This window comes from Paenibacillus zeirhizosphaerae (genome assembly GCF_030705605.1).
Classification (GTDB): domain Bacteria; phylum Bacillota; class Bacilli; order Paenibacillales; family Paenibacillaceae; genus Paenibacillus; species Paenibacillus zeirhizosphaerae.
In genome coordinates this window covers 238687-256235 of the sequence record NZ_JAPCKK010000001.1, presented here as the reverse complement: position 1 = coordinate 256235, position 17549 = coordinate 238687, and the positions used below count along the sequence as shown (strand labels likewise).

General features: G+C 48.8%; 19 protein-coding genes and 1 tRNA gene. 9 read left to right on the top strand and 11 right to left on the bottom strand.

Going from position 1 to position 17549, the window contains the following annotated elements; all coding sequences use genetic code 11:
- Window positions 1-9: 9 nt before the first annotated feature.
- Both OIN60_RS01195 and OIN60_RS01190 read right to left on the bottom strand, forming a co-directional pair.
- Window positions 10-83: transfer RNA gene (locus tag OIN60_RS01195), tRNA-Pro, on the bottom strand.
- 210 nt (window positions 84-293) lie between these two features.
- Entirely contained in the window at window positions 294-782 is a 489-nt protein-coding gene (locus OIN60_RS01190; protein WP_305753037.1) for a DinB family protein, read from the bottom strand.
- Window positions 783-1266: 484 nt separating this feature from the next.
- On the opposite strand from OIN60_RS01190, the gene OIN60_RS01185 reads away from it, so the two are divergent.
- Together OIN60_RS01185 and OIN60_RS01180 are read left to right on the top strand one after the other, a co-directional pair.
- Entirely contained in the window at window positions 1267-2022 is a 756-nt protein-coding gene (locus OIN60_RS01185) for a DUF2087 domain-containing protein (RefSeq protein ID WP_305753036.1), read from the top strand.
- Between the two features lie 16 nt (window positions 2023-2038).
- The gene (locus OIN60_RS01180; protein WP_305753035.1) at window positions 2039-2380 is read left to right on the top strand and encodes a GIY-YIG nuclease family protein; all 342 of its coding nucleotides are present in this window, start codon (window positions 2039-2041) and stop codon (window positions 2378-2380) included.
- Window positions 2381-2432: 52 nt separating this feature from the next.
- On the opposite strand, the gene OIN60_RS01175 is transcribed toward OIN60_RS01180, so the two are convergent.
- The 3 genes from OIN60_RS01175 to OIN60_RS01165 form a co-directional block, all read right to left on the bottom strand.
- Complete coding sequence (locus OIN60_RS01175; RefSeq protein WP_305753034.1) at window positions 2433-3059, bottom strand: HD domain-containing protein; 627 nt, start codon at window positions 3057-3059, stop codon at window positions 2433-2435.
- Window positions 3060-3115: 56 nt separating this feature from the next.
- Entirely contained in the window at window positions 3116-3727 is a 612-nt protein-coding gene (locus OIN60_RS01170; protein ID WP_305753033.1) for a DedA family protein, read from the bottom strand.
- 206 nt (window positions 3728-3933) lie between these two features.
- Window positions 3934-4899 carry a helix-turn-helix transcriptional regulator gene (locus tag OIN60_RS01165; RefSeq protein ID WP_305753032.1) on the bottom strand — a complete coding sequence of 322 codons (966 nt, stop codon included), beginning with the start codon at window positions 4897-4899 and terminating at the stop codon, window positions 3934-3936.
- 135 nt (window positions 4900-5034) lie between these two features.
- On the opposite strand from OIN60_RS01165, the gene OIN60_RS01160 reads away from it, so the two are divergent.
- A complete protein-coding gene (locus OIN60_RS01160; RefSeq protein ID WP_305753031.1) occupies window positions 5035-5922 on the top strand; it encodes an SDR family oxidoreductase in 888 nt (295 codons plus the stop codon).
- A 4-nt stretch (window positions 5923-5926) separates the two neighbouring features.
- On the opposite strand, the gene OIN60_RS01155 is transcribed toward OIN60_RS01160, so the two are convergent.
- On the bottom strand, window positions 5927-6445 hold the full coding sequence (locus OIN60_RS01155; protein ID WP_305753030.1) for a DinB family protein: 519 nt from the start codon (window positions 6443-6445) through the stop codon (window positions 5927-5929).
- 468 nt (window positions 6446-6913) lie between these two features.
- Between OIN60_RS01155 and OIN60_RS01150 the strand changes: the two genes are divergently transcribed.
- Entirely contained in the window at window positions 6914-7816 is a 903-nt protein-coding gene (locus OIN60_RS01150; RefSeq protein WP_305753029.1) for a transposase, read from the top strand.
- 1164 nt (window positions 7817-8980) lie between these two features.
- On the opposite strand, the gene OIN60_RS01145 is transcribed toward OIN60_RS01150, so the two are convergent.
- Both OIN60_RS01145 and OIN60_RS01140 read right to left on the bottom strand, forming a co-directional pair.
- A complete protein-coding gene (locus OIN60_RS01145) occupies window positions 8981-9151 on the bottom strand; it encodes a hypothetical protein (RefSeq protein ID WP_305753188.1) in 171 nt (56 codons plus the stop codon).
- Window positions 9152-9319: 168 nt separating this feature from the next.
- Window positions 9320-10012 (bottom strand): ArsR/SmtB family transcription factor, encoded by a 693-nt coding sequence (locus OIN60_RS01140; protein ID WP_305753028.1) that lies wholly within the window; start codon window positions 10010-10012, stop codon window positions 9320-9322.
- A gap of 102 nt (window positions 10013-10114) precedes the next feature.
- On the opposite strand from OIN60_RS01140, the gene OIN60_RS01135 reads away from it, so the two are divergent.
- Together OIN60_RS01135 and OIN60_RS01130 are read left to right on the top strand one after the other, a co-directional pair.
- Entirely contained in the window at window positions 10115-10984 is an 870-nt protein-coding gene (locus OIN60_RS01135; RefSeq protein ID WP_305753027.1) for a DMT family transporter, read from the top strand.
- Between the two features lie 31 nt (window positions 10985-11015).
- Complete coding sequence (locus OIN60_RS01130; RefSeq protein WP_305753026.1) at window positions 11016-11168, top strand: hypothetical protein; 153 nt, start codon at window positions 11016-11018, stop codon at window positions 11166-11168.
- A gap of 68 nt (window positions 11169-11236) precedes the next feature.
- Here the strand turns inward: OIN60_RS01130 and OIN60_RS01125 are convergent, their stop codons facing one another.
- Window positions 11237-11749, bottom strand: coding sequence for a GNAT family N-acetyltransferase (locus OIN60_RS01125; protein ID WP_305753025.1), 513 nt, complete (start codon window positions 11747-11749; stop codon window positions 11237-11239).
- 217 nt (window positions 11750-11966) lie between these two features.
- On the opposite strand from OIN60_RS01125, the gene OIN60_RS01120 reads away from it, so the two are divergent.
- Window positions 11967-12893, top strand: coding sequence for a LysR family transcriptional regulator (locus OIN60_RS01120; protein ID WP_305753024.1), 927 nt, complete (start codon window positions 11967-11969; stop codon window positions 12891-12893).
- Window positions 12894-13067: 174 nt separating this feature from the next.
- Entirely contained in the window at window positions 13068-13382 is a 315-nt protein-coding gene (locus OIN60_RS01115; protein WP_305753023.1) for a hypothetical protein, read from the top strand.
- A 50-nt stretch (window positions 13383-13432) separates the two neighbouring features.
- Here OIN60_RS01115 and OIN60_RS01110 read toward each other — a convergent pair whose 3' ends face one another.
- The gene (locus OIN60_RS01110) at window positions 13433-14140 is read right to left on the bottom strand and encodes a TioE family transcriptional regulator (protein WP_305753022.1); all 708 of its coding nucleotides are present in this window, start codon (window positions 14138-14140) and stop codon (window positions 13433-13435) included.
- A 175-nt stretch (window positions 14141-14315) separates the two neighbouring features.
- On the opposite strand from OIN60_RS01110, the gene OIN60_RS01105 reads away from it, so the two are divergent.
- The gene (locus tag OIN60_RS01105) at window positions 14316-14858 is read left to right on the top strand and encodes a DUF6022 family protein (protein WP_305753021.1); all 543 of its coding nucleotides are present in this window, start codon (window positions 14316-14318) and stop codon (window positions 14856-14858) included.
- A gap of 176 nt (window positions 14859-15034) precedes the next feature.
- Here OIN60_RS01105 and OIN60_RS01100 read toward each other — a convergent pair whose 3' ends face one another.
- Window positions 15035-17344 (bottom strand): glycoside hydrolase family 127 protein, encoded by a 2310-nt coding sequence (locus OIN60_RS01100; RefSeq protein WP_305753020.1) that lies wholly within the window; start codon window positions 17342-17344, stop codon window positions 15035-15037.
- Window positions 17345-17549 lie beyond the last annotated feature (205 nt).

Here is a 17549-nt window from a genome sequence, read left to right as displayed (position 1 = left end):
AAACAGATATCGGAGTAGCGGGATTCGAACCCACGACCTCACCCACCCCAAGGGTGCGCGCTACCAGACTGCGCTATACCCCGGTAATATTTTGCGGTAAACCGCGTCAGTTTGTCTCTGCGGTCGCCCGACGTTCAATCATCGTATGTACCATATTATACCGGATAGACGCGCACCCCTGCAAGATAAAAGCGACCCACCTACGTCGACATTAACGCAAGCAGATCGCATATTAATATTACATATTTTTTGTAAATAAAATATCTTCGATTCGCGAATCCATAAGCAATTCACTACATATACAGCATTGTAAAATGTAGCTCATGCCCCAACTGCTTCAGATAGTTATACAACTGTGAGCGGTGATGGAAAACGTGCGTTAGCGTCTCGATCTGCCACTGGGCCTGTAAGTGCCCTTGCTCTGCATAGAACGCCTTGGTCGAGCGATTCAGCAGCTCTTCTTCGCTCAATGACACGATATAATTCTTATACGTCTCATAGTTGCGCCACAAAGTTGTCGCCAAGCACTCAGGGTCATCCAGCCCAGACAGGCGGTTCTCCACCTCGGCTACCTCCGCTTCTCCCTTTTCCTGCATTATTGTGAGGTCCGAGACAGTAATCTGTACGAAATGATGCACCAGCTCCAGCAAGGAACGCATATTATCTTGCGGCCTATAAGCCCACTCCTCAGGACGGATACGGCGAATTAGCTCCGCTCCTGTCCTTGCACCCGTCTCCAGCTCCTGCAGCAAATGATCGCGCATCTGAAAAGTCCCACTCATCTTTCGTCTCCCCTTTACTTTGTTTGAGCAGCGGAATCTGCCGACCCTCCCACTATCCTCCTGATGTACTCTCCATTTTACAGGTTCGGATATTTATTTCAACAAAACACTGGATATTGTCCTCCTGATATGGTAAAGTGTAGATATCAGGAAAGGAGGTGCGTCAACATTAGTAATCACATGTTGAACGTATCCCTTACCCGATCCGTTACGCTCTAATCAACAGAGCTGTACGGAGGCGCGGGATGCGGATCAAGGTTTCAATAGCGCCACGGGTGGAAAGGCCGTCTTCGGACGGCCTTTTTTTATTGCTCGTAAATGTATTTTTTTTAACTTCTTCTCGCCTCCTGCGGATTTATTTTACAGCAGATCGAGGGTGCAAACCCATAAAAATCAGGCAGGTATTCTTTCCATTTGACAAAAACAAAGACAAAATTATATATTATCTATAATAAAACAAACAATTAAACGAGGTGTTTATCAAGTGGACTTGTCCGGGCTATTTTGGAGCGCTCATATAGATGATTTGAAAAAAGGCTACATCCGGCAGGACGATAAATATATCTGCCTGCTCGACGGAACAGAGTTCGAAGAAGGCATTGTTTATCAGGAGGATGGTATCTTTTACAGCGCTGAACGCTACATGAAGCTTCATATTGCGCAAAAGTTCGGCTCCGTCTTTGATTATCTCATCGGCCTCGATAAGAAGCTGACCGGACTGACCGAGCACCAGAACAGACTGCTGCGCCTTTTTTACCAGGGAAAAAGCGACACCGAGATTCAGAAGGAAACGAGCACCGGCAGCGCATCCACCATCCGGAATCACCGCTTTGCTCTGAAGGAAAAAGAACGGCAGGCCAAAGTATTCCTGGCACTGATGGAGCTGATGAAGGATCGTGATCGCCACGCTCCCGCCATCGTCGAGGTACCGATACAAGCTCCGATGCTCGATGAACGGTATAACATTACAACTGAGGAAAATGAGAAGGTGCTGGCCAAATATTTTCCGGACGGACCGGATGGGCGTCTAAAGACGTTTGATCTGCAGCAAAAGCATAAGCTGATTGTCCTGCGCCACCTCGTCAAGCGGTTTGAAGCCGGCAGAACGTACACCGAAAAGGAAGTCAATGAGCTGCTCTCCTTCGCTTACGATGATTATGTGACCCTTCGCAGGTATCTCATAGAGTATGGTTTGATGGATCGCAAAGAAGACGGCAGTCAATACTGGGTCACCGAATAAGAAAGGAATGAGAACAATGAACCGGAGACGGGAACTCGTGGAACAATATAAAGAAGTCAAGATTGAAGCAGGCGTATATTGCATCCGCCACAAGAAAACCGGCAAGCTGTTTGTAGGCTCTACCCCTAACTTGAAATCACTGAACGGGAAACGATTCGAGCTGAATATAGGCTCAAGCCGGAATACCGCCCTGCAGGCTGACTGGTCGAGGGACGGGGAAGATGCCTTCGAAATTGAAGTGCTGGAGGTGCTCCAAAAGCCGGAATCCGGTTATTTTGATGCAAAGGATGCGCTGGAGAAGCTGGAAAAGGCGTGGCTAGACCGCCTTCAGCCATATGGAGATAAAGGTTATATGTAGTGCAACTGACAGCGGCAGTCCAGGATTGGCTGCCGCTATTTTGATTACTGAGTCAGTTCCCTTCCCATTCCTTATGAAAACGGTCCAGGAATTCCAGCATGAACTGATGGCGCTGCTCAGCCAGTTCACGCCCGCTTTCCGTGTTCATGAGTTCCTTCAGCTTCAGCAGCTTTTCGTCAAAATGATGGATCGTTGTGCCTCGATGGTTTCTGTACTCTGCCTCGGACTGAAATTCACGGGCGCTCTCGCCGGGATCATACATCAGGCGTCCCCGTGCCCCGCCGTAGGCGAAGGCACGTCCGATTCCAATCGCTCCGATGGCATCCAGCCGATCAGCATCCTGTACAATCCGGCCTTCCAGCGTTTGCATTGGCGGACGGTTTCCTCCGCTGTAGGACATCGTGGATATAATGCCAAGAATATGCTCGCTCGCCTCAGCCGACACTGCCTCCGCTTGAAGCCAACCCTCCACCTTACGTAGCCCTTCTTCCTTGGAAGGGTTCAGCTTCGGGTCTGCCACATCGTGCAGCAATGCAGCCAGAATGCATACCTGCGAATCAGCCCCTTCCCGTTCCGCAATGGCGGCAGCGGTCTGCTTGACTCTGTACGCATGCCACCAATCATGGCCGCTGCTGTCATGCTGCAGCTGTTCTTTTACAAATTGCTCTGCCCGGTTCATGAGCTCAGAAGCTTCAAATGTATTGATGCTAAGCCTCTCCTTTCAATGCTGTACAATCAGGATGCCTTCCGGCTTTTGCGGATCCAGTAAATAACAAATATGATGACAACAACAGCGATAACTGCATAAGTAATCTCCGAATATACGTCCATATAAGCCAAAACGTTCTCCCAGTTCTCTCCCAATGCGGCGCCAACGCTTACCAGGAAAATATTCCAGATTAACGTACCGATCGTGGTGAACACAAGGAACACCCAGAACTTCATGCCCGACATGCCTGCCGGAATGGAAATCAGACTACGGATCAGCGGAACCATGCGGCAAAACAATACCGTCCATGGTCCATATTTGTCAAACCAGGCATCTGCCTTATGTATGTCCTGCTTTTTAACACGGAGAATATGCCCCCACTTGTCAACGATGGCTTCCATTCTCTCAACGCTTAGGATACGGCCAATTCCGTATAGTATAATCGCACCGACAACCGAACCCAATGTGGCAGCTATTATAACCCCAGGCACGGTCAAATCCGAGTTCGTAGTCATGAATCCGCCAAAAGTGAGGATCACCTCTGATGGTATGGGCGGAAATACATTTTCAAAGGCAATCATCAGAAAGATTCCAAAATAACCGTACTGCTCCATAAATGACGTTATCCAGTTTTCCATTATACACCCTCTGCCACGGATTTATGTTTCCCACTGCAATTCTACCAAGGAAGACACCGTGAGGGCAAACCCGCTGAAGTAGTATTTTTATATCGCCGCCCGGATTCAGAGCCAACGTACAAAATTCCCCCTAGGACAAAAAAACCAATCAGAACGTTAAAATTAATAGGACTCTTGACTCTAAAAACAACCTTGGCTTCTTTCATTTAACCTCCCGTAGACAGCTTTTGTTGATATAAAGCGGCAATAGCCGCCGCCTGCTCACACACCCGGTTCCGTAATTCCTGCGGCTCCAGCACTTCCATCCCCGGACCAAACCCGAGAATAATCCCACAGGCGGATTCCAGCGTGTTGAATTCAACCTCTGCCTCGATTTCCTGTCCTGTGTGCACCATATGCAGCAGCTTTACATACCGTGTGCGGGACAGTGCATCCAGCAGCCCTTCGTCAAAACGCAGCTTCGCCGGATAACGCGGCAGAGTTGCTTTGAATTCCGACATAGATTGCTCCCAATACTGTGCCAACTGAAACGCTGCCGGACGCTCAAATGTCTGCTCCTTCATCTCCGCCGCATGCAGACGGGAGATGCGGAACGTTCGCATCCCATGATCCGTTGCTGCCACCAGGTACCAGACGCCACGTTTGGCTACGAGACCAAGCGGAGATACAGTCCGCTCTTCGGCTTCTCCGGACCGCATATACGTAATGGACAGCAGCCGTTCTCCCCATACGGCTTCCTGAATCACCGGCAGGCACGGACACTGTTCGTCCGCCTGATGCCAGCCCGCTCCATCGATATGCAGCTTGGCTCGCACGTCTTCGGCACTTCGCTGCACCATGACCGGAGCGGAGGATAACAGCTTTTGGATGGCAGAATCGAAGTGTCTGCGAATCCCCAGATCCTCCAGCGCCTTTTCTTGACCGGATATAAATAGTGAGACGAGCTCATCTGGCTTCATGCCTGTGAGACGGGTTCGGTATCCTTCGGACAAGCGCCATCCCCCATTTGCTCCCCTTTCGGCATATACGGGAATTCCCGCCATACTGAGCGCTTCCATATCTCTTGCAATCGTGCGTTCCGATACTTCAAGCTGTCCGGCCATCTGTCGGGTGGTCAGTCTCCCCTGGTTCTGCAGCAGCAGCAGGATATGCAGCAAACGATCCGCTCTCATCCGCTTTCGCCTCCATTTTGTTATTAGTTGCTTTTATTTTACCAAATAATCATGACAGTAGATGTCTTATTTCAAGGATAGACTGATCCTGTATCGTCTTTTACTTATTGAACAACCAACAAGGAGGACAATGGAATGACAAAACCATTACAGGGCAAAGTAGCCGTTGTTGCAGGCGCAACGCGCGGAGCGGGCAGAGCGATCGCCGTCACACTGGGAACGGCAGGAGCGACGGTGTACTGCACCGGCCGTAGTATCCGGGGACAGGCTTCCGATCTGAACCGGCCCGAGACGATTGAAGATACCGCCGATATGATTAACGAGCGCGGCGGGACAGGGATTGCCGTTCAGGTCGACCACACCAAGGAAGAGCAGGTGAAAGCCCTGTTCGAGCGGATCAAACAGGAACAGCAGGGCAGGCTTCATATTTTGGTGAACGATATTTGGGGCGGCGACAAGTTGACTGACTTTCAGGCAGCCTACTGGCGGCATTCGCTCGCCAACGGACTCTTAATCCAGGAACGGGCCGTAAAATCTCATATGATCACGAGCTATTACGGCACCCCACTGCTCATCGAAAATCCCGGCGGTCTCATCATCGAAGTGACGGACGGTATTGACTACAGATACCGTGGAAATCTGTACTACAGTCTGGCCAAGGTATCGGTCATCCATCTGGCAGCCGCCATGGCTGAAGAGCTGCGCTCGTATAATACAGCCGCTATATCTGTAACGCCAGGCTTCCTTCGCTCGGAAGAAATGCTGGATCACTTCAGAGTTACCGAGCAGAACTGGCAGGATGCGGTGCATAGCGGGATACCCGATGCAGAGCATTTCGGGCAGTCCGAGACTCCTTATTTGCTTGCACAGGGAGTGGCCGCGCTGGCGGCTGACCCGGAAATTATGAGCAAATCCGGCAAAACCCTCGCCAGCTGGGAGCTGTCCGATGAATATGGCTTTGTGGATGTGGACGGCAGAAAGCCGCATTGGGGCAATTATGCGAAGCAGCACGGATTTCTGTAATCGGCTATAGACCCGTGCGGCACATTTTTTTAAGCCAGGCCATATGGGCCTGATGATATCTGGAATGGTCGGCGATGTGCCATATCCCCCAGCGGACCGTCGCCTCCGCTCCATTTTCATAAGGAACTTTTCTTTCCAGATCTTCATCCGTCAGTATCAGGCACGCTTGTCTGAACATGTCCTGAACTCTGTCGTATTGGCTAAATAAATCCTCCAATGGGACTCCTTCTATCTCGGGGAGTCTTCCTTCTTCAGTGGCCATCGGTCCAAACTGCTGAACGAGCTCGTCGGGCACCGACTCTCCCCGGAGCCGGTATACCCAGTGCAGATCAACAACAGCCAGATGCTTTAGCAGTTGGGCAATGCTGTTTAATGACCCATTTGGCCCCTTATAATACAGCTCCTCTTCACTTAATCCGGCACACGTCGCCTGCAGGCGATGGTAGGTATCCTCTACAGCAGCATGCAGCATACCAATGACCGGTGTCATTCCTTGTTGTGGCGCAAGATCGAATAGATGCATTTTCTGACCTCCCTGATGATTCGAACGTGTACTTCTATGTAAGCTACTTTACTTCACCCAATCGGCAAACAGGCCCTGATATAACGGTGTAAAACGGAGATCTACTGCTGGGTTGACGCTGAATCAAAGCAGACAGCATTTTGCTAGCTTTCTTGCAAGAAGGGGATTCGCCCCCCTCAAAGTCTAGTAGCCAGAGTGAGATAGGTGTCTATAGGGAGTGGTGTCCGTTGCCTAATGCCTGTTGCTTGCTGCCTTCCCATACAGCTTTGCATGATTATCCCTTTTGCTCAGAATGCGGGGGTCGAGGGTTGGGGCTTGAGGGGGCCTGGGGGAAGGAAAGAGGAAAGAGAAACGAGATACGAAAAAAGGTGGCTCAAGTGGGAAGTTCGGCTTGAAATAGGAACATGCGTTTGGTATAATGAGAAAAAGAACTTACGTTCGTGGATGATGGATCGGAGGAAAGCAGACATGGAAGTCCAAGCGGAAACGGAAGTTCAACCCTTTAGCCGTCGTTATCACAACGAGCAGGTCTGCATGGAGGCATTGATCGTGCTGAAGTGGCCGAATGGCTTCGTCTGCCCGCGTTGCGCCCATACCCGCTGCAGTCGTCTGACTTCCCGGCGCATCCCTTTGTTCGAGTGCGCAAAGTGCGCGCATCAAACGTCCGCTTTGGTCGGCACGATTTTTGAACGAACCCATCTCCCCCTGACCAAGTGGTTCCAGGCGCTGGAATTGTTCCTGCTCCCCGACGGCATCTCGGCGATGCGGCTGAGCCAGGTGATCCAGGTCACCTACAAGACCGCCTGGTTGATGCTGCACAAAATACGCCATGCCATCGGGGAGTTCGATGCCCGGGAGCTGCTCTGCGGAGACGTGAAGGTGAACAGCGACCTGTATGGGCGTAATCTGTCCCGGCCTCAGTTTCCTCATCCGCATGCTTCGGCGGTCGTAGCCGGGTGCACGGTCACGGAGTCGGGCGAGCCGGAGCAGGTCAAAATCCGCCTGGTCCCGCAGAAGAAGGGAGATGGGCAAAGAGCAAATCGTCACGAACTCGCTGCATTCATCAACGAACATATAGATATCCGTGCAGCAGCGGTACAATCGTTCCCTCAAGCCTATCGGCTGTATACGCCCTTGCGGAAAGTAGTGAGCGGGGCGTGGAAATCGCTGAAGAGTACGTATGTAGCCTTGGGAAGCAAGCACCTGCAGGTGTACCTCAACGAGTACACCGGACGCCGCCGACTGCGCCTGACCGAAGGGGAAGAAACGATGTGGCAGAAGTTGTTGTACATGAGCGTGGCGATTCCGGCGATCCCTTACCGCCGACTGATCGCGCGCCAACCGGTGCAGCCTCTTGCGGCTGCGTCCTGATCGCAGTGCTTGAACGAGGAGAGGTGAGCATGAGGTGCGTGGCTTGACCGGTGTGGGTCAGCATGAACAAGGACATCGGAAACCCTTCGGGTTCAAGCGGTAACGAGGACCAGGGTCTTTTATGTTTCCGGGGCCTTGCTCATCTTCCCTCGTTCTCTCTCGGTCGGTTTCACAGCACCTAAACGCGCTGCTTTCTCCTAAGATCGTCTCCTGATCTCGACTGATCTGCTTCCCCATAAGGCACATCAAAAAATAATAGACCCATTCAATGGCCCTGAATCGCGTAACCACAGACATTTTCGTGCCTCATTTGATCCGTTATTTTCTTTAACGTGCCTAGAGTATATTTTCGGTTCCCGGTTTTCTGTTTTTCTGTACCTGATCCAACGGGATAATTGTGCAAAGCTCCCGGACAGCGAGTTCACATGCCTTGCCACGATCGACGGGCGGCTTGACTGTCAAGCACGGATGATTAGGTGGAGTTGGATTGGGTTCTGCGAAAGTTGAGTTAATAATATCACTTCAAAGTTTGAGGAAAATAGTGTGATTTGTGTGATTTTTAGATCCTTATTTAGATGGGGAGCCTGTAATAAAAAAGTAAAATACATTTAAGACAGTAATTACTCCAATGACAATCCACAGTACTGACGGTTTTTTCATGGAAGTATCGCCTTTCTTCTATATAATTTTGTTAAATACCGCACATGACATTCCTTATTATGGTAACACAGAGAACGGTCTGTGCCATGTGAACCATAGTCCATGATTTCAAATACGATCAAATACGAAACAAAACCCGCCCGCGATCCAAATGAAGTCCACGAAATACGACCGCCCTCGCCAGTCTTTCACCCCATATTCCGGATGCAAACCCGTAAACCAATTTTGAACGATATTTCGTACAATAGCCTGAGATCTGAGAATGGACGCTTACGTACACGTTGGTATATAAGCTTAGGTGGATATAGCTCGCACAAGCTCGCTTATCCGTAATGGGATGTGCGAATCTTGGATTGAATGCGAATCTTGGATTGAAATTGGAACGAAGTAAACTTGCGATTGCAAGAAATTATACCGAGAAGTTTATACTTGCTGGAATCTAAAAAAACAGATTGCCCGCAAGGACAATCTGTCTTAAATCAAAGGCCCAAGACCCTTCTCCTCTTATTTGGAGGAGTTTCTGTCGTCCTTGACCATCCCCGGTGTCGTTTTCGCAACCCATTCTTCAGCCTCAGGCTCGATATCCTGACCGTTCTCCATTTTCTTTTGCTCCATCAGGGAATCTCCGTCTTTATTCAGCTTGTTGCGAAGTTTATCTTCGGATTGAAATTCCATTGTCATTGCCTCCTTCAAATAAATTGGAGCGGTTGCTCCTGTGGAAATCTGCTTCTGCAAAAGCCCTCAAGTGTTCCTTCGGCCCTGCCTCTTACATATAGTTACCCGATGATGCCAAATACAAACGTGGCTGGGCGTTTCTCTCCAAGGGTGCAGAGTTAACGAATATTAACTACCAATCACGATGCCAAACTCAGCTTCCAATCCCTTCTTTCCTGCCTCTGTCACCGACACAGCCCTCCCGTCAGGCAGTCGCCGGGTCCATTCCAGCTCGAAAAACCTGCCGGTCAGGGCTGCACCCAAGCTCCCGGCCAGATGATGGCGGCGCTCGCTCCAATCCAGACAGGGCCGCGCAAAACGGCGGCGTTTTGCGCGGCACAGCTCAACATTAATACCGAAATCCTGCAGAAAAAGCCGTCCTTCCGCCGTTAATTCATATTCCGTCCCTGCTTCCTCGATCCATTTGAGCTCATGCAGCCTGTCATTCAGAGCCACGCCGATTCTGCCTGCAAGATGGTCATAACAGGTTCGCGCGTAGTGAAGAGCCTTTAATTGATCGGATTCCCTTAGTGAGCGAACCGGTTTTTGCGGTGCGATGGCCTGCAGAGCTTCCAGAGCAAGCGCCACCTCGCTGTTCGCCAGCCGAAAATATTTATGCCTTCCATGCATTTCATAGGTGAGTAGCCCTCCCTCCACCAGCTTGGCAAGATGGGTACTGGCCGTCTGGGGCGAAATTCCTGCGGCATGGGCAAGTTCCGTAGCAGGAATGGCTTTCCCCCCAATGAGGCGAATAAGCATCGTTATTCGTGAAGGGTCTCCGATCAGCGCAGCCACCTTCATCGTATTAGGTGTTACATCCATTTTTACATCCTCCATTCCATACATCCATACTTCGAGCCTAACCGAACTATATCCATGCTACCATAGGTGCATCATTCCAAAATAGATACACCGGAGGTAATTATGAAACCCATTATTTTTATTTTGCTTGTCCTATTGGCCACCTCTCTGATGGGGAGCTCTTTTACATTTGGGAAAATGGGGCTGGACTACGCTTCACCCCTGCTTCTGGCAGGTATCCGTTTTACGCTTGCCGGGCTGCTGATGGCTTTCTGGGTTCGAAATAAAAAACACCCCGCTTCAGCAATAGCTTGGCTTAAAGTCGCAACGATCGGGCTGTTTCAAACCGCTTTGGTCATGGGCTGCATCTTCCTCAGTCTCAGGACAATCACAGCAGGCGAGTCGGCCATTCTCACCTTCATTAATCCGCTCTTGGTCATCATTTTCGGAACGATCGTTTTCCGTACCCGTTATCGCTTATCCCAGTGGGCAGGAGTAGTCATCGGATTTGTCGGTGTGACCGTTACACTCGGGTTCCAAATGCAACTGCAGACAGGAACGTGGCTGGGGTTGGGATCAGCAGTATGCTGGGCCATCGCAACACTTCTGGTTAAACAATGGGCCGGCGAAATGAATATATGGGTGCTGACAGCTTATCAAATGCTGTGTGGGGGAATCGTACTAGTTGTGTTGGGATTGTTTATAGAAGCTCCCCATTTGGTAATCAACATGCAATCCGTCGGGATTATTTTGTATTTGGCAGTGCTGGGCTCCATCGTTCAGTTTGCGGTCTGGTATTACCTGCTGCAGCAAGGGGAACCGGGCAGAACAAGCGCGTTTCTGTTTTTGGCGCCTTTTTTCGGCGTGCTGTCCGGATGGCTGCTGCTGGGCGAAGTGGTTTATACAAATGTATACCGAGGCGGCGGTTTAATCCTGGTTGGCATATTTCTGGCTAACTGGCGGCCCGGTAAACTAAGGGACACTGCTTCGTAGAATGTCTTACGGACAGTGGATGAAAGATTTTTTGCAGAAAAAATACCCTGATATCTACGCCGGTGACGGGATCAAGTGGAATTTCTCCAAGTGTTTGATCGGTCGTGACGGCAAGGTGTTCGGCAGATACGAGACTACAATCAAGCCATTTGAGCTGGAGTCAGACATTAAGTCGCTTCTCTAGTGCTTAAAGCAAGACTGGAACTAAGCAGCAACCTTAGTCCGGGTACACTGAACCAAGGTTGCTTATGCTTAATCTTCCGTCGGCTGCTGCGGTCCGTCCAAATCAAGCTGATAGAATGCCAAATCGAGCCAATTCCCGAATTTATACCCGGCCTTTCGTATCGTGCCTGAGTGAGTGAAACCCAGTTTTTTGTGTAAAACGATACTTCCCTCGTTAGCAGCGTCAACTCCTGCGATCAGGGTGGCATAACCGTTAGCTTCAGCTAGCTTTATAATTTCTTGAATCAGCAGCTTTCCTGCTCCACGCCTGCGATAATCCTTATGCACATATACGGAATGTTCGGCAGTATATTTATAGGCAGGCCACGGACGAAATGGCCCATAAGTGGCAAATCCCATCGCCTGCCCCCCATCTTCTAAAACAATGACCGGGAATCCGTTCTCCTGTTTGTCGTGAAACCAGCGCATTCGGTTTTCCAATGTTTGTGGCTTGTAGGTATACACAGCGGTTGTATTCATAATGGCATCATTATAAATATCCAGTATTTCAGGAAGATGCGATTCCTTGGCCTTTCGCAGCATAAGCTGTTCCTCCGTTCCATTTCAACTATTGTCATTACTTATCTTTATATCAAAACTCCAGGTTCATTTTGCTTCTCCTCTTGAATCTGTTGTTTATTGCCTTATATACTAGCACTTTTCATTCAAAATGAATAAATGACTTTATTAATCGTTTGCTATAGAATTTGGTTATAACAAAGTCAATGAACAGCATGTTTTATGGAAAGGTGCCGGGATTATGAAGCTACACCAATTCAAATATTTAATAGAAGTATCCAAGCATGAATCGATCAGCAAAGCAGCATCTGCTCTGTTCGTTACACAACCGAGTATCAGCAAAGCGCTGCGGGACTTGGAGGATGAATTGGGGATTACCATTTTGGACCGGACGAATAAAGGCGTTGTTTTTACGAAAGAGGGCAATGAACTATTGTTCTACGCTAAAATGGTGCTAGAGCAAACTGAATCCATCGTCTATCATTTTAACAAGCAAAAAGCGGAAAACTTGACCAAGCTCTCTATCTCCTCTCAGCATTATGGCTTTGCCATAGAAGCCTTTGCGAAGCTGATGGATACCTTGTCGCAACGTAATTTCGAGCTGACGATTCGCGAAGGTAAGGCAACGGATGTGATTGACGATGTGTGCGCAAGCAGAAGCATCTTGGGCATTTTGTCTTTCACCAATGTAAACCAACTTTTTTTCGAGCGTTATTTTATTTCGAATTCACTAGTATTTACTCCTTTGGTTACGGTAAAGCAGCACGTTTTTCTTAGAAAAGAGCACCCGCTCGCCCACCTCAATTCCATTACCCTGGATCAATTAAGAGACTATCCTTGTCTCACATATCAGCAGGATGATGTACTTCTGCATTTTGCAGAAGAAGCCATTCAAGTGGATAATCTTACGAAACTGGTCTATGTAAAGGATCGGGGCACCATGAACAGTTTGCTGTCCAATACGGATAGCTACAATGTGGGAACCGGCCTTATTACGGAACAGTACATGGAACCGAATATTATTGCTATTCCTTTGGAAGGGCACAGTCTGATGCATATCGGATTTGTGAAAAGAAACGATGTCATATTGCCGGAAGAGATTTATGTATATGTTGATTTGCTGAAAAAATCGTTGGCAAAATCCGCTGTAAAAATTAGTATGGAATAATAACCCATTAGGAAGGGAGTGCGGATATCGCTCACCCTTTAATCAAAGCTTTCCTTCCTGCAGCCAGAGAGCAATAGTTCAGATCTGCTTCCATCTAGGATTCCACAGGAGGGATTGGATAAGCTCAGATTTCCAATTGATACACCGAAAGGACCTGGAGTATGGAGGTATTTTATGAAAAACAGTAAAAAACACCTAATTATATCAAGGAATATAATTAGAGCAGTGATTGTATTTCTAATTCTAGGAACACTTTATTATTTTAGCGGTTCCAGTACTTACGAAAGTGCTAAGTTAGTTGATATCAAAAGCGACCACTTAGTGATTGAAAGAGTTAACACAACGAGAGAAAGAAAGACTATTTATATGAATTCGCGTTCTGAACTTCCTTCTCTAAAAGTTGGAGAAGAGTATTTTTTTTCGTATGGAAATAGGCTTTTTCAACGCCCCACTATTAAATCTGTTGAGTCCATTGCTGATCCAGCATAAAAAAAGCGGAGCGGTAGTACTCAAATCAGAAATAAAAGAGCCTTGGCTGCTCACTGAATTAGCCCGTCCTCCTTGCAAAGTTCAACTAACTGATGAATCGCATATAACTGCCGCCGATTTCGTTCATGAATGATTTCCAGCGCGTTTTCAACCACTCTTGTGGCTCTATCCATATCCTGATATTCCATAGCCTGCACAATATCCTTTATATTCTCCAGAAAGTAAATCGTCTTCCGCAGTGTATGTATGAGCAGGATCTGCCTAATATGTAGAGGGGTGAACATACGGTAACCATTCTCAGGATTACGCTCAGGCGAGAGTAGTCCTTCCTTTTCCCAATATCGAATGGCCGAGGCCGGCACGTCCGTAAGAGTGGCGGCCTCGCCAATCGTCATATGATTTTTTATCTTTTTATCGATAACAAGCGGAAGCTCCGAATTTTGCAGCAATGCAAGAGTCCGGTCGGCAACGGCTTTTTCATTTTGCAATTTTGCTTGCTCTTTGGTGACCAGCCAAAAAGCAGCGTCCACATCCCCTTTTTGAATGTGGCGAAGCACATCACACGCAACCGCAACATCAAATCCGGCAAACATAACACGCAGGCAACGAAAATAAGCCAAGTGCACCCTGGTGTAGAGACGGTAACCGTTTGCCGCACGTTCAGGGGCTGGAATGACTCCCCATGATTCATAATGCCTTAAGGCGCTTGTACTTACACCAAGTTCTCTGGCGATTTCAATTGGCTTATAATAACGCACTCTGGTCCCCCTCTTTCTTTTAACACCTTCCCGATTTTTGAGCATTAACAAACATTAAACTATATTGAGAAGGTTTTCAACTGTCAGATCGGAGTTTATGCGGGGAACGTTATCATTTGCAGCAATGTTGTAAGCTAAAAGGGTAAAACAAAATCAAAGGTGAAAGGAGTTAACCATGACGCAAATAACACCGCTGAAAGAATTCATGGAATCAAACCCTGAAAATCCCATTGAGGTGATCGAGAGATACATTAGCAATTATGTCGATGAGAATTGGCAAAACGTACTTCACACCAATCGGGATAAGCTGCAGAAGGCATACATTGAAGCAGGGGATATGGCATATGGGACGTTTCTCAACCTGTTATTCTTGCCAATCCATCGACAGTTTAAGGAACTGGGGATACGTCCCGAGCCCAAGCTGCCTGGTGATTTCGATATCTCGCGGGAATGGGGAAACACAGAACAAACCGACCAGCAGCGCTGGATGTGGAGCAGTATACATTCGCCGCATGACGGACCGCTCGGCACCATAGTCACCATCGTATTTCACGATCATACACAGTTTCGCGTTCCACGCCAGCCTCGAATCCTAGCTTTAAACGAAACCAATAAAGAAGATGTTGTAGCAGCTCTTTCTCTTATGTCTCCCGACTTCGGGCAAGCCCTTGAATTCACAGTTGAATACGAAGAATACCTTCGAAGTCAACAAAACTAGAAAAAACGCCCCTGATCGAGAAATTCATTGAATGTTTAAAGATATCGACTCTTGAATAGCTGAAATAACCGGGAGAGAAAGAGCATCTGCCCTTCCTTCCCGGTTATTTTGTAATCTGCTTATTTAATCACCATGCCTCCCGCCATCGGTGCAGCATGATCATTTGGGTTCCATCCCTAACTCTCCACCTGATAGAGTCGCTCATACACATCCTTATTGACCATTCTCAGCCCAAACAATCGGCGGATACGCTGTCCGGGCTTGGCCTTAAAGGTTATGGTTGCCTGCTCCTTGCCCTCCAGATAGGCAGCCGGAATTTCGGCGTTGATATTGTAAAACTTGTCAGCTTCATCAAAGCCCTCCCTAAACTGCTCAAGCAGATGACCGTTCACCAAAATATCAAAACCGCAGTTGGGCATTTCCAGCGCAGCCGTGTAGGTCATCACCAGCAGCATCGGAAGCGCCGGGTCTGTCTGCAAATCGAAGGAAAACCAGCCGTCAATGCCTGCATTTCGGTAAGGCCGGTTATTCACATATCCGGTACGGGTCGAAGTATCCCCCTGGAAGTTATGATCCCGCTCTGGTTGCATTTCTCCAGGCTGGGCAAAATCGATGGTGCACTGCTCCAGAATGGCCAGTCTTTCACGTGCGGCGGTATATTCTTTTTCCGCCTCCTGCCATGTTTCCTGCGTGAAAATATCCCAATATACGCTATACGTACGGTCATGCATTTTATAAAAAGGAGATAATTCCACATCTCGCGGATGCCCGGCCTGCACACTGCGAAACGTATTCGTTTTCCCCTGCACCGGCTGGATCCAGTCCTCAAGTTCCTCAGTTTTGGGAATGAATACAGGGGTGTAGAGAAACTCTTTGGCCTTGGGATCATCGATCGGCCCGAGGTCACCCGCCAGCACGAGCGGTCCATACATGACAGCCGCCCGGCCCGGGTTATCCGGCATTCTCTCCAGCCTCAGCGACATCGGCAGCGTCATCTCTACGACATCACCGTCGATCCAGGTTCTGGTGATCGATACGAAGCTGCCCGGCTCCGACATGATCTCCTGTTCTTTGCCGTTTACACGTACGGTTATGCCTTGAACAGCCCAATACGGATAACGAATGAGCAGCGTCAATGGCACTGGCTGATCACATTGAAGTTCCAGCGTGGTATGATCCGTTTCCGGATAAGAGGTATTTTGCTTTAACGTGATGCCTGCTTCTTTCCATTCCAAGGTAGAGGCGATAAATTGGTTGACATACAGCTTATCCTGATCATGAAAATAAATGCCGCGGCCGTAGCTTGCATGATTCTCCATACCCGTGCCGACACAGCATGTAAAACCATCGAATTTGCTTTCAAAATGCTTGTGACCGCCCATAGCCAGCGACAGATAATAGGTTACACCCCCGTGAACCGGGTCCTGTGAAGCCAAAATATGATTAAACAAAGCCCGTTCATAAAAATCCGCTTCCTTCGCGGAGCCACTCCATTGAAACAGATGATTGGTCAGCTTAAGCATGTTGTAAGTGTTGCATGTTTCCGTTGTATGCGGTCCGACGCGGTCATTTAAACCGTCCGGTGCTCCAAAATATTCGCCAAAGCTATTGCCGCCAATGACATACGAATGGTGCTCCACCACCCGCTGCCAAAAAAACTCCGCCGCTTCCCGCCGCTTCGGATCATTGGTCAGCTCATATTCTTTGGCAAGCCCGATCAGCTTTGGAATTTGTGTATTGGCGTGTATACCCTGCAGACAGTCTTCCTGCGAGCTGAGCGGGTCGAGCACCAGCCTGTGCCAGAATTTTTCGGCAAGCCGCAGGTAGCTCTCTTCTCCGGTATCCGCATACAAATCGGCCAATACCTCGTTCATGCCTCCATATTCGCAGACCATCATTTGCTGCATCTGCTCTTCATTCAAGGGCTGCAAAATCCCGCCAAGCCAGTCGGCCAACCCGCGCTCGATCTCCAATGCCTTCTCACAGCCTGTCAGATGATACGCATCACGCAAACCGGCGAACAGCTTATGAAGCGTATAGAGGGGAGCCCACGCACCGTTCAGATCAAAACCCTTGGAGCGGATATCTCCGGCAGACACCTCTGCAAAAAGCTCCCTTCCTCCCGGAATGCCGGATACATATCCGTCTCCATGGGCCTCTTGGCAAAGCTCCAGTTCTTCCGTAATATAATGTGCGATTTCTTTAAAGCGTTCATCTGCCGTCGAAGCATACATCATGGAGCAAGCAGACAAATAGTGCCCCAGAGAATGACCAGAAATCGTCATGGCCTCCCAGCCTTCATATTGTGGCGCTTTGGGCGCAAGCCCGGCATATTCGCGGAAACGCGCCAGCAGCCGGTCAGGCACAAGCTCCAGCAGATAGGACCGGTTCAGCTCCATTGCCTCTTTAAAGAGGCCTTCGCCCAGGATCACCTCGTTTAACGCGAATGGTCTTGCTTTTATGTGGGCTTTTGTTTGTACAGCCATGTTTATACCCATTCCTTTCGCTTCGCTCAAGGCACAAACGGAATGAAATCCGTTTGCCTGGGCGATTTTTTTGTATTCTTGAGCTGCAGGGATGCCGGTACATTACAAATCACGTGGAGGGAAGTAGGTCACTGCAATCCGGGGACCGCAATTCAGATGACCGCATGTTTGTTCCTCCTTCTTAGGCTCAAAACCGAAATCGGTG

What these genes read in the sequence shown, in the direction of transcription:
- OIN60_RS01190 (WP_305753037.1), bottom strand. Translation starts at nt 782, where the DNA reads ATGAGTGGGACTTTTCAGATGCGCGATCATTTGCTGCAGGAGCTGGAG.
- OIN60_RS01180 (WP_305753035.1), top strand. Translation starts at nt 2,039, where the DNA reads ATGAACCGGAGACGGGAACTCGTGGAACAATATAAAGAAGTCAAGATT.
- OIN60_RS01175 (WP_305753034.1), bottom strand. Translation starts at nt 3,059, where the DNA reads ATGAACCGGGCAGAGCAATTTGTAAAAGAACAGCTGCAGCATGACAGC.
- OIN60_RS01170 (WP_305753033.1), bottom strand. Translation starts at nt 3,727, where the DNA reads ATGGAAAACTGGATAACGTCATTTATGGAGCAGTACGGTTATTTTGGA.
- OIN60_RS01165 (WP_305753032.1), bottom strand. Translation starts at nt 4,899, where the DNA reads ATGAGAGCGGATCGTTTGCTGCATATCCTGCTGCTGCTGCAGAACCAG.
- OIN60_RS01160 (WP_305753031.1), top strand. Translation starts at nt 5,035, where the DNA reads ATGACAAAACCATTACAGGGCAAAGTAGCCGTTGTTGCAGGCGCAACG.
- OIN60_RS01155 (WP_305753030.1), bottom strand. Translation starts at nt 6,445, where the DNA reads ATGCATCTATTCGATCTTGCGCCACAACAAGGAATGACACCGGTCATT.
- OIN60_RS01150 (WP_305753029.1), top strand. Translation starts at nt 6,914, where the DNA reads ATGGAAGTCCAAGCGGAAACGGAAGTTCAACCCTTTAGCCGTCGTTAT.
- OIN60_RS01145 (WP_305753188.1), bottom strand. Translation starts at nt 9,151, where the DNA reads ATGGAATTTCAATCCGAAGATAAACTTCGCAACAAGCTGAATAAAGAC.
- OIN60_RS01140 (WP_305753028.1), bottom strand. Translation starts at nt 10,012, where the DNA reads ATGGATGTAACACCTAATACGATGAAGGTGGCTGCGCTGATCGGAGAC.
- OIN60_RS01135 (WP_305753027.1), top strand. Translation starts at nt 10,115, where the DNA reads ATGAAACCCATTATTTTTATTTTGCTTGTCCTATTGGCCACCTCTCTG.
- OIN60_RS01125 (WP_305753025.1), bottom strand. Translation starts at nt 11,749, where the DNA reads ATGCTGCGAAAGGCCAAGGAATCGCATCTTCCTGAAATACTGGATATT.
- OIN60_RS01120 (WP_305753024.1), top strand. Translation starts at nt 11,967, where the DNA reads ATGAAGCTACACCAATTCAAATATTTAATAGAAGTATCCAAGCATGAA.
- OIN60_RS01115 (WP_305753023.1), top strand. Translation starts at nt 13,068, where the DNA reads ATGAAAAACAGTAAAAAACACCTAATTATATCAAGGAATATAATTAGA.
- OIN60_RS01105 (WP_305753021.1), top strand. Translation starts at nt 14,316, where the DNA reads ATGACGCAAATAACACCGCTGAAAGAATTCATGGAATCAAACCCTGAA.
- OIN60_RS01100 (WP_305753020.1), bottom strand. Translation starts at nt 17,344, where the DNA reads ATGGCTGTACAAACAAAAGCCCACATAAAAGCAAGACCATTCGCGTTA.